This is a genomic window from Pseudomonas sp. G7(2022), assembly GCF_052660475.1.
In genome coordinates, this window is sequence record NZ_CP109659.1 from 3,209,202 (window position 1) to 3,221,057 (window position 11,856).

The 11,856-nt window shown below is 54.5% G+C and carries 7 protein-coding genes; 4 read left to right on the top strand and 3 right to left on the bottom strand.

The window, feature by feature from the left end; translation table 11 throughout:
* Positions 1-1,287: a hydroxymethylglutaryl-CoA reductase, degradative gene (locus NE357_RS14410; RefSeq protein ID WP_169430434.1), complete on the bottom strand. Its 1,287-nt coding sequence runs from the start codon at positions 1,285-1,287 to the stop codon at positions 1-3.
* A gap of 134 nt (positions 1,288-1,421) precedes the next feature.
* Between NE357_RS14410 and NE357_RS14415 the strand changes: the two genes are divergently transcribed.
* The 4 genes from NE357_RS14415 (at position 1,422) to NE357_RS14430 (ending at position 8,252) form a co-directional block, all read left to right on the top strand.
* Positions 1,422-2,798, top strand: coding sequence for an aminotransferase-like domain-containing protein (locus NE357_RS14415; protein WP_169430435.1), 1,377 nt, complete (start codon positions 1,422-1,424; stop codon positions 2,796-2,798).
* A 687-nt stretch (positions 2,799-3,485) separates the two neighbouring features.
* Entirely contained in the window at positions 3,486-4,103 is a 618-nt protein-coding gene (locus NE357_RS14420) for a response regulator (protein ID WP_169430436.1), read from the top strand.
* A gap of 10 nt (positions 4,104-4,113) precedes the next feature.
* On the top strand, positions 4,114-7,308 hold the full coding sequence (locus tag NE357_RS14425; RefSeq protein WP_169430437.1) for an ATP-binding protein: 3,195 nt from the start codon (positions 4,114-4,116) through the stop codon (positions 7,306-7,308).
* Positions 7,309-7,418: 110 nt separating this feature from the next.
* A complete protein-coding gene (locus NE357_RS14430; RefSeq protein WP_169430438.1) occupies positions 7,419-8,252 on the top strand; it encodes an EAL domain-containing protein in 834 nt (277 codons plus the stop codon).
* Positions 8,253-8,299: 47 nt separating this feature from the next.
* On the opposite strand, the gene NE357_RS14435 is transcribed toward NE357_RS14430, so the two are convergent.
* Positions 8,300-9,283, bottom strand: coding sequence for a fimbrial protein (locus NE357_RS14435; RefSeq protein ID WP_169430439.1), 984 nt, complete (start codon positions 9,281-9,283; stop codon positions 8,300-8,302).
* Complete coding sequence (locus tag NE357_RS14440; protein WP_169432646.1) at positions 9,280-11,724, bottom strand: fimbria/pilus outer membrane usher protein; 2,445 nt, start codon at positions 11,722-11,724, stop codon at positions 9,280-9,282. The genes NE357_RS14435 and NE357_RS14440 overlap by 4 nt, the downstream gene beginning before the upstream one ends.
* Positions 11,725-11,856: the final 132 nt, after the last annotated feature.

The window sequence follows — 11,856 nt, forward strand, 5'->3', positions numbered from 1 at the left end:
TTACGACCCGCGCTTTTCAAGCAGCAAGGCCTTGGCGCGGTCGGCACGTACGTCGCGACTCTCGACCATGCACTTGACTAACCAATCGAGCTCATCGCCACGAGCGCCCGCCGACAGCGCGACATTGCGTGCATGCAGCGCCATGTGCCCGCGCTGAATGCCTTCTGTGGCCAACGCCCGAAGAGCGCCGAGGTTTTGCGCCAGGCCCACTGCAACTGCGATCTCGCCCAGTTCCTGGGCGGTTTTCACACCAAGAATGTGCAGCGACAATTGCGCCAGTGGATGGGTCTTGGTCGCTCCGCCCACCAGCCCCAACGGCATCGGCATTTCAAGGGTGCCGACCAGGTTCCCGGCGCTGTCCTTTTCCCAGGTGGTGAGCGAACCATAGTGACCGTTGCGGCAGGCGTAAGCATGGGCGCCAGCCTCCACGGCGCGCCAATCATTGCCGGTGGCAACTACCAGCGGATCGATGCCGTTCATGATGCCCTTGTTATGCGTCGCCGCACGGTATGGGTCGATGACCGCAAAGGTGTAGGCATCGATGATGCCCTCGATGACTTCCTCACCGCTGTACTCGGCAGTCGCCAGGTGCTCCGGGGCGATACGCAGTTGCGCCCGGGCCAGGCGCAGGTCCGCCAGATTGGACAGAATACGCAGGCGCACTTTACCGCCGGTCAGGGTCTCCATCAGCGGCGCCACCGCTTCGGCCATGGTGTTGACGGTGTTGGCTCCCATGGCATCGCGGACATCGACAATCAGGTGGACTACCAGCATCGGCCCGCGCGGACTGTCGGCAAAGGTGTGCACCTCGATGTCACGGCAACCGCCGCCCAAACTGATCAGTAATTGGTCCTTGCTGTTGGCCTGGGCGATGATCTGTTCCTTGTTACGCAATAAGCACAGGCGTGCATTTAACGGGTCACTGATACCGACGATCTGTACTTGCGCACGCATCAGCGGCGCACTGCTGGACGTCTGGAATCCCCCAGCGTGCCGAGTCAGCTTGGCCATGAAAGACGCAGCAGCGACGATTGAGGGCTCTTCCACCACCAGCGGAATAACCACGTCGCGCCCGTTGATCTGAAAGTTACTGGCTACGGCGTAGGGCAGCTCAAAGGTGCCGATCACGTTTTCGATCATGCCATCGGCAATCTCCAGAGGCAGAGCACCGGTGCCGCGAAGCAAGTCGCCGTCTTTGGCGCTGAGCCCCAACAGTTGCTGGAGGTATTTAAGACGCTGGTCGGGAGAAAGGCTGCGAAAATTGGGCAAGCGGGAATCGATAGGCATCAAGGGCTCCTCTGGGAGTCGTTTGTTATTGGATGACGCCAAATTGCCCCATCTGTCGCCTTGAAAGAAGGTACAGTTTTCTCAGACAGTTCAGCGACTGTACCCATTACAAAAAGTCCATAAGGAAATTTGCCATGGCGCGCCAAACCCTTGCGCAACAAGTAGCCGGAGCCATCGCCCAGCAAATCACCGACGGCGCGTTGAAGGCCGGCGAGAAGCTGCCATCGCTACGGGAATACATGCGCCTGCATGGTCATTCGAAAAACACCGTAATCACCGCCTACGAGCACTTATCCGCTGAGGGGCTGGTGGAAGCCCGCCACGGCCAGGGTTTTTTCGTTATCAAACGCCTGGCACACACGCTTGAAGAAGACGACAGCCTCCCTTACAACCGAGCGCTGGACACGATCTGGATGATGCGCCAGCAGTTCCTGCGCGACCCTGGACATTCGCCTCTGGGGGAGGGTTTCCCGCCGGTTGAATGGCTTATGGACATGCGTTTGGACAAATTTCATCGGCAGGTGGTACGGGCCGGAGTCAACACCTTGTTCCGCTACGGCACGCGCCTGGGCAACGCTGGGCTGCGAGCACGGCTGGTACAAAAACTGGCGGACTACAACATCCCGGTCTCTCCCCGCCAACTGGTCACGACCCTGGGGGCCAACCATGCCATGGACCTGATCATCCGCCGCTACATCAATCCGGGCGATACGGTATTGGTGGAAGACCCCGGTTACTATCCGCTGTTCGGCAAATTGCAACTTCAGGGCGCGATGATGCTAGGTGTACCTCGTGAGCCCGACGGACCGAATCTGGAGGTGCTGGAACAGTTGCTCAAGGCCAATCGACCCAAACTGTTCTTCCTTCAGTCCATCGGCCATAACCCCACGGGCTCAGACCTGTCACCGGCCAAGGCGCATCAGTTGCTACGGATCGCCGAGACTTACGACCTGCTGCTGGTGGAAAACGACTCCATGGCTGACTTCAAGCCCAGTTCAGCGATTAAGCTGTCGGCCCTCGACCAACTCAACCGAACGTTGTACCTGGGCAGCTTTTCCAAATCAGTTTCGGCCGCGCTGCGGGTGGGGTTTATCGCCGGTAGCAAACAACGGGTAGAAGAATTGGCCGATATCAAGATGATCCTGCACAACAGCGGCGCCGAGTACAGTGAACGGACCATCGACGTGATCCTTAGCGAAGGCCAGTTCCTGCGGCACTTGTCGCGCTTGCAGGATCGTCTGCGCCAAGCCACTGCTCGTGGCTTGGCGTTACTTGACGAACTGGGTGCCGAGGTTTTTTGCCGTCCCGAACAAAGTCTGTATTTGTGGGCACGTTTTCCGCATATCGAGGACGCCATTGTCCTGACCCGGCTCTGTCTGGCCCAAGGAGTGATGCTGGCACCCGGGGCGATTTTTGCGACCCAACCCAAAAAGGCAGTGCCCTGGACCCGTCTGAACGTGGCATACCTTGATGACCCGGAGTTCTGCAAGATCATTCGGGAATTGGGCTGACCAGAGACAACTCGAATGTGCTGTTGACTCCGTTACTAAACGCTCTGGGAGAACAGCATGCCTTTAGGAATCTGGCTTTCTGAAAGTCGACCGAAGCTGAGTGAATATGAATCTTGACTCTATATGGCTACAGCCTTCATCGAGCACAAGAGCTGCGGTCTTGCTTTTGAACTGAGCGGAAAAGGAACGACGTCAAATACTCTGAAGCGTAAAGACCTGAAGTGAAGGGGGGGCGACTGACATAGATATTAGAGTGCCGCAGTGCGAGGGTTACGGGTTGCGAGCGGGCTTCAAACCTCTTGCAAATCTTCGCCCCGAACGGGTAGTTGCAAAAACGGAGTGGTGCGAGTGAACGCTTTGTGGCCGCTTACTTATCATGACGACTCTCTCTTGAGTTCTCTGTATCGCAGTGTCTCCAAAAAAGCAAAAGCCTATGTAATGGGTTGAGGGTTGTGCACAAGAAAAATCTTGCCTGGAGCCGGGTATGTTCTCGAAATGCATGGCGTTCCAAAGGCGTGTATGTGGTGGTTCAAATCCGAAGATATCATGTACCGTTTTTCGGAAAGTGAAAAAAAGCGGACCGGCCGAGCTAGCCAGCTACACACATATTTGATGAAAATATTGCTTATGAGTCCTGCATTTTCATCACATGGAGAGGAGGCACGTCCTACAAATTATGGTGACGACATGAGCAAAAAAGTCCTGATCGTTGATGATCATCCGTTGATTTGCCACGCGATCCGCTCAGCTTTGGCCACAATCGGATTCGAGTCCGTGGGGGAGACTGCCGACGGCGTAGATGCCATACGCATGATCGAGTCGCTGACGCCGGACATTGTCATACTGGATATCGGTCTGGAAAAGCTCGATGGTTTGAGCGTACTCAAACGCATCAGGCGGGATAAGCTGAATACTAGGGTACTGGTGTTTACTTCACAGGCAAAAGAGAACTATGCATCACGCTGCCTGCAAGCCGGGGCCAGTGGCTTTGTCAGTAAAAACGAACCGATAAGCAAGCTGGTCAAGGCCATCGAGACCATTGCCGACGGGTACATTTTTTTTCCGAAGGACGCCATGCCTCTGCCTGGCAGCGTCGATGCGACGGCGGATCTCGAAGATCTTACCGATAGGGAATTACAGATTTTCAAGTTGCTGGCCGAGGGGCTTTCCAATAGTGATATCGCCAGCCGTCTCAGCTTGAGCAATAAAACCGTCAGTGGGCATAAGGTCAATATCCAGAGCAAACTTGGTGTTGCATCGGTAGTTGAGCTGGCAGACATTGCCCGCAGGCATCACGTCATTTGATCACCTTACGATGAAAATCTGCCTGCTAACCCTGTCGTTTGTGCTTTTTTTGATATTCAGCTACGGCAGTCCGTCGTACGCCCGAGACCTGAGCCCAATCGCCCGACAACCTCTTGACGATCTTAAAGTCCAGCTTTCTCAGAGGGAAAGGCAGTGGCTTGCGCAGAAAGGACTGTTGGTGGTCGGCGTTTTTGAAGATCCGCTGCCGCCTTATCGCATCTTCGAAGAGAATCAGAAATTCGAAGGCCTGATGGCCGATTATTTGGTGGCGCTGCAACGAGAGCTGGGTGTGGCAGTTCAATTGCGCTCTTTTGAAACGCGTGCTGCCATGTATGGCGCCTTGCGTGACGGCACCATCGACATGGTCAGCAACGTCACTCGGTTGATGGCGCAGAATCAGGGCATGAGTCTCAGCTCACCCTATGTCGTGACAGAGCTGGCGCTGTTTTCCGAGGCCGGGGATTTGCATGAATATAGTGCTGACGATGGGCAGACTCAGATTGCAGTCGCCAACGGCAAGATGCTGGAACTCTTCCAGAGTGTAGGGGGGCGCGGACAGTTTCAACATTACCCATCGGCATTGTTGGCGATGTCGTCGGTTCTAACAGGGGAGAACCAGGTTTTTCTCGGGGATACGCTGTCCACTCATTACCTCTCGAGCCAAATATTCAGTAGCCAATTGGTAGTCAACCAGAGCGCGAAGCTTTCGGAAGTGGACGTCGGTTTCGGACTTAAACCGGGCAACGATATGCTGCAAGGCATACTTGATCGAGCACTGGGCGGACTTACCCGCTGCGAGATCATCAAGGCCCAGCACCTCTGGGGAGATACTGAGGATTGCAACTTCAGCGAGTTTCGCGATCAGCTCTCCATGGCTGAACGTGAATGGCTAGATCGCTCTTCAGATGTGCATCTGGTTGTCAGCGAGGATCTTGCCCCCTACGCATTTTTTAACAGCCGCGGGCGCTTCAATGGTATCGCGTCGGACGTGCTGGACATTATCCGGCGCAAAGCCGGGATTCGTTTCACTATCCATCGTGTCAGTTCGATCAGCGAGGCTGCGGCTCAACTGGGGCATGGGGCTACGATTCTAAGTGTTCTACCCGAATCATCTGCGGATTCGTCCAGATTTCTTCATACTCGTCCGCTGACTTTTGCACCCTATCTGTTCGTAGAGAGGCAGGAGGATGCGTCGGCAAACCTGGACTCGCAAAGCCAGGTTATCGTTGCAGTCGCCAAAGGTTATGCTGACCTGAGTATGCTCGGCAGCCAATACCCGAACCTGGTTTTTAAGCAGACTGACACCATAGGTGAGGCCTTTAAACTGGTACGTGACGGTGACGCCGACAGAGTTTTGGCTCCGGCGCACGTAGCGCGTTACTACCTCTCCTATAAATATGAAAACAGCTTGAGAGTTGGAGGTGTCGTCAATGGATCCGGGGCACGAATCGTATTTGCGGCACCTCGGGATCAAGCGCTTTTCATCTCTATTCTTAATAAGGCGATGCTGGATATCACGCCTAGGAAGAACCTGCAGATCATCGGTCGATGGCGCGCCAACTCTGCGACAGATGACCGATATTGGGAGGGGCTGAGGTCGAGCTTCTGGCGTTCTCTGGAGGTTCTAGCGGGGCTGCTGCTTGTAGCAGGCCTGCTGATTTTTGCTCAGCGTCGGCGCATCCTGCGCAAGCGGCAGGATCTCCAACAGCGTCAGTTGCTGCTCGATGAATTGCAAATCGCCAAAGAGTCAGCAGATCGGGCCAGTCGAGCCAAAACGGTGTTTCTTGCGACCATGAGCCATGAAATCCGTACGCCGCTCAATGCCATTATCGGCATGCTGGAGCTGGTACTGACACGCAAGAGCAATATCGATCTAAATCAACAGTCGGTGCACATCGCCTATGAATCGGCAATCGGTTTGCTTGCCCTGATCGGCGATATTCTAGATATATCGCGTATCGAATCAGGCAAACTTACCCTGACGCCCGAGCCGGCCCGAATGAAAGATGTGCTGGAGTCGGTAGGCAATGTTTTCTCCGGACTTGCAAGGCAAAAGCGGTTGAACCTGACACTCAATCTTGACTCGCTTGCCGCAGAGCAAGTGTGGATGGATGCAGTTAAGGTCAAACAGATCGTTTCAAATCTGCTGAGTAACGCTATTAAGTTTACCGAACTCGGGAATGTCGATCTTTCTTGCTCGGTGCACTCGGTTGGAGACTCCATCTTGAGTTTTCAGATCACAGTCAGTGACACCGGGATGGGTATACCACCGGCTCATCTGGATCAAGTTTTAAAGCCGTTCTACCTGGTCGATGGTGCGACCAGCGATTCCAATTCCGGAGCTGGGTTGGGGCTGGCAATCAGTCAGGCGCTCTGCCAATTGATGCAGAGCACTCTGCAAGTGCAAAGCGAACTGGGCACTGGTACTCGCATGAGCTTTTCGCTCGACCTGAACAGGGTGGTCGATTCTGCGGCAACGCATGAGGAGGGCAAGGGAGCTGCACGGAAAACTGAGGAGCTGTTTACGGTCCTGATCGTCGAGGATCACCTGCCGAGTCAATATTTGCTCGTCCAGCAGATAAGTTATTTGGGGCATCGTCCGCTTACCGCGAACAATGGCTTGGAAGGGCTTGCGGTATGGAGCGAGCATGATGTCGACATCGTGATTACTGACTGCAACATGCCGGAAATGGACGGTCTTGAAATGACCCGCGCCTTGCGCCGGATGGAGCAGGGCAAAGGAATCAAACCGTGCCTGATCATTGGTCTCACCGCCGATGCGCAGCGGTCAGTGCAGCAGGCCTGCACCGACGCCGGAATGGACTACACGCTAGCCAAGCCGACGAACCTGGCAGTACTCAACCAAATGATTCCCAAATTTGGAAACGATCAATCACCCGTGCCGGACGGGACATCCTGGACCCAGGATATTCGTACCAGGATGGCCGAGGAGGTGTGCAGGAGCAATCAGAGGGAAAGTATTGCGCTGCGTGAGGCGCTGGATAGTGGAGACACACTTGCGATTCAAAACATCGCCCACAAGCTGAAAGGTACGGCTTATCTGCTCAATCATCAGGTACTTCTGGAGCGCTGTGTCGAGATGGAAGAACTTTCGGCGAGAGCAATCACTCAGGAACTGCTCGAGGCAGGGCAGACGCTTCTCGAATCTCTCGAGAGCATAAGTCAGTCGCTGCAACCCCATTGAGGTGAGCTGAGGAACAGATTTGTCTTGGTAGAATTCAAGACGCGTCTTAGAGGACGTGGGCGATGACTCGCATACCCTTTGCGAATGATTTGAGCCAGGTTCTCTTGCACATGTTCACAGTATTCTCCCCTCCAAGACCTACCCATGATGAACCACACCGTACGGTTGCTCCCGATGCAGACGAGATCCGCAGAGGATTGCAAAAAGGGGAATTCGGGGCATTTGTACAGCCGAAATTCGATATTGTCAGCAACGCCATTCTTTCGGTGGAAGTCCTTGCGCGCTGGCAGCATCCCGAATGCGGGATGCTGACGCCCGCGGCGTTCATCTCGACGATGGCTCGCGAAGGCCTGCTCGACGACTTGTTGTTCGCGCTGCTGGATCAAGGTTTGGCCGCTCAGGTCGAGTTGCGTAATCAGGGCCACGTATTGGGTTTTGCATTCAATCTCAGCCTTAATCAGTTGGCGAACGAAACGTGGGTCAGTGCTTTGATCGCACGTTTGCAACAACATCCAATGTCGTTGTCGCTGGTGACTTTCGAGATTACGGAGGACGGCCCGGCAATCGCGAGCGCGCGATGCGCGCAGAACATCCTCCGCCTTCGTCAGCTTGGGGTTCGTTTGTCACTCGATGATTACGGTACGGGGCACTCCTCGTTGTATCGTCTGTGCCAACTGCCGTTTGACGAAATCAAGCTGGCCGGCGAGTTTACGCGGGAGGTTCTTCGTTCCTCGCAGCATCAAAGCGTCGCCCGCGCCACTGTCCTGTTGGCACGTGAGCTGGGTATGCGGCTGGTTGTTGAAGGCATTGAAACGCAAGAACAGCGTTTGTGCCTTGCGCAGATGGGGGTAAGGATCGGACAGGGATATCTTTGCGCCCGTCCGATGCCTGTTGAATGCCTGTCCGGCTGGCTTTCGTCATCGAGCCGTGACTTTGCCGCCTGATCAACGCCGGTCGAGCGATCGGTGCCCGACTTGTAAACATCATCCAATCAGTTGTAGTCGAGGATGTAATTCAAAACCGCATCGGCTCTGCCGGGTGTTATCTTGGCGCTGCCTTTACGCGCATATTTTGCATTGAACTCGAACGTATAACGCTCGCCATCTTCTTCACTTTTTATCCATTGCATAGGTAACCCGGCCCATTTACTAAACGGAAGTTTTATTCCCGCAGGGGTGGTGAGGGCGACACCAATGCCTTCTGCTCCCCCGGGGGTCAAGTTGAGCATTCCGGCGCCTTCGTTATTACCTTCAAAATATACTTTCACGGGCAAATTCGATCCCGGGAGAAGGCCACTGCACAGTACGCTCAAGCCTACTGTACGGGGCGTCTGCTGTTCGAGAAGTGGAATAGCTACTCTGCCAAGTGGGATGTCCTGACGTTTTTCACCGGTGCATCCTGAGAAATATTTACTGGAAATAACCTCTACCTGGCCAACAATTTCTATTTCTGCCGCGTCCCAGTCTTCAACTTGAGCATGTATTTTAATGTTTAAGTTGAGGTCGCCTTTCTTGATGTCACGGGCTGTACGTACGAGTTCTACATGTAAAGGATCTGGTAACCTACCGACCTGTCTCGCAGCATTGATGTAGCTAAGTTCAAAAGGTAGAGACTTTTTCAATCTAAAATCTACAAGCCGAATTCCAATGCCGGGTAGATTAGTTCGATAGACATCGTCGTAACCATCCTCCAAAGGCGCGTCTACTGTATAGTTATAATGAATGGGGTTTATTTTTGCTGGGCACTTGAAGTCAATACTGCTGTTCAAATTTTGCAAGTTAAATGCTTGATAACTCATGCGCTGACCAATGGGCGCGAGATTCAGCGTCTTAGGAGTCATAGCTAAACTGAAGTAAAATTTCCTTTGATTTGTCGTTTGTGGTGCCCACCAGCACCCAGCTGTGTTGTCTGCAGTGGCGACAGTACTGGCTACTATGGATAAAAATGCTACAACGATATGTAATGCAAACTTCAACTTTTCACTCCTTGATCAGCCTGCTGACCGCAGATGACATTCATCTGGTCATAAGTCAACGCAATGTTTTGAGGGGGAAGTCGATAGGGAGCCGAGCAGACACCGTCAGCCCACTTAACTTTCAGCCAGCCTTCATTTTTGATGCCGAAGACCAGGGCACGGGACTGGTTGTCGACCACGGCCAGTAATTTGCCGCCTTCGTCTTCTACCTGGGCGCCAAACGGCAGCTTTTTCCCGTCATGGAGGACCAGGTCGATCTGCACGCGCCGGCCGGACGAAGCATCGAAATGCGCTTTTACCACAGCCCCACGGCGCGGCACGACGCGGGCTGAGGTTTCGGTGACCTCAACGTCAGTGCCCAGAGTCTGGGTGTCCAGGTCAAGATCGTTGTAGCGATAGGGCTGAACGTAACTCTCGATGGCGTATCCGGCACTGTCTGTATGCGACGCGGCACCGTTGATACTGGCGCCCTTGACTCCCGGCACCTCCACCAGCGCAAAGGTTTCTCCCACCGGTTGGCCAAAGGTGACGCCGCCGCTGTGAGCAACGACCGACCCCGATGCAGACAGATCCATATGACGTGCAGAACCAGACATACCGTAGTTGCCGGCAACCTTGGCCATTGGCGCATCCCACCCAATACCGATACTGCGTGAACGTTGATCGCCGTAGACGTCGGCCTGGGCGGAGTACGAGAGCCGGCCGTTATCGTCGAGATACCCCGAAACCCCGGTCTGAAGGCTGTCGTCGCTTTTGCCCGAGCGGGTGAAATTGCTGTACACGCGCTGCGACCGAGAGCGCGATCCAAAAGGAAAGCTCACCGACAGAGCGAGCTGATTGTCTGATTCATGCGAACGTCCCCCATCCTGTGTGTGCGAAGCGGTGATGCTGTAAGTGACTTCACCGACGTTACCGCTGTAACCCAATTGCAGGCGCTGTGTGCTGCCGGCGCGATTCCAGTAACTGGTCTCTCCCGCGCTGACAAACACTGAACCGTGACCTCCGATGTTCTGATTGATGTTCAGGTCCAGTCGACTCTTGGGGCGACTGCTGATGAAGTTCTGCTGATCAACTTCGCTCATCTCTTGGATATGCTCGCTAAGCGTGCGATAACCCGAAGTGGAGTAGCGGTAGCCCACCATGGTGAAGGTCGTATTGGTGCTGTTAAGTGTCTTTGAATAGAGAAAACGTACACTCTGGCCGGTACTCGCCTCGCCGTGAGCCGGTTGAGACTGACTATTGGTGATGTCCAAGGACATCCCGCCCAGGCCGGTGTTGAGGCCAAGACCAAAGTTGAAAGCGTTGTAATCTTCGGCGGCGAGCAAGCCTCCGTAGGTCGTCAGGTTGTCGGTGGCGCCATAGACCGCCGTGCCCTGCATCAAGTGAGGTGACTTCATTCCTTCGTTGTTGTACTTGCCCAACGACAGGCTGTACTGGAACGTGCCTCGCCTCACCATGACCGGCAGATAGGAATAGGCTTGCGTATACTTGCGCTCGCGACCATCGGACTCGATGATCGTCACCTCAAGGTCACCGTTGGAGCCACCCGGATAGATGTCGTGAATCTCAAAGGCACCAGGGGAGACCGTCGTGGAATAGATGACGTAGCCGTTCTGGCGCACTTCAACAGTGGCATGCGTCTCGGCAATGCCGCGTACAACGGGCGCATAACCCGACTCGTCATCGGGCAGCATGCCGATGTCCGAACCGAGCTGAATCCCGCGAAAACGACTGCTGTCGAAGATGTCCCCATTGGTATAGAGCTGCCCGACTGCAAAGCGGCTCTTGAGTGAGGTAACGTCGTGTTCCAGATAGGTACGGTTGCTGGAAAAGGTGCGTGATGCTCCAGTGCTCTGACTGAACGACGAATTGTTACGCAGGCGCCATTGACCGATGTTGAACCCGTTGCGCAAACCCAAGTAGCCGTAATCGTTTTTGAAACCGCCACCATTGTTGCGATTGAAGTTCAGTTGGTAGTTACTGAAGGCGGCGGTAATTCCCTCGTCCCACAGAGACGGATCGACGTAGCCGCGTGAGCGGCGCTTGATGTAAGCCTGCGGTACGCTGATGTAGAGAGCCAGTTGGGAGACATCCATCTCCACCGTCGCCCCCTCGATACGCAGCACATTGACCGATTCGTCGTCCGTAACGTGCTCGGAAACAATGCCTTCTTTCTGCAGCCGCTCAACGTCCACGCCCATTTCGCGCAGCATGCCGAATTTCAGGATCGGCCGTGCATCAGCATTGGGCGTGTCTTCGTCGGCCATAAAGGAAATGTCCTGGCGTCGTTCCAGGCGTTGGTTCAGATATACGTCGACACTGTAGTCGCCCGGTACGACACCATTGGATTGTTCGAAGAACCGCAAGTCGACCTTGGCTCCCTTGTCCTTGAGGAACATCGGGTTGAATTGTGTGGCGGATGCCGCCGAGGCACTTAACATGCTCGCGGCGGCCAGGCAGGAGAGATACTTGCCTGAGCGTTTTTGGGCGCGCTTCTTCCGAGACTTCCTGTTGTATTTTCTGATTTGCATGGAATAAGGCCAAACTTCCGTCAAAACACTACTTCCTGTGCA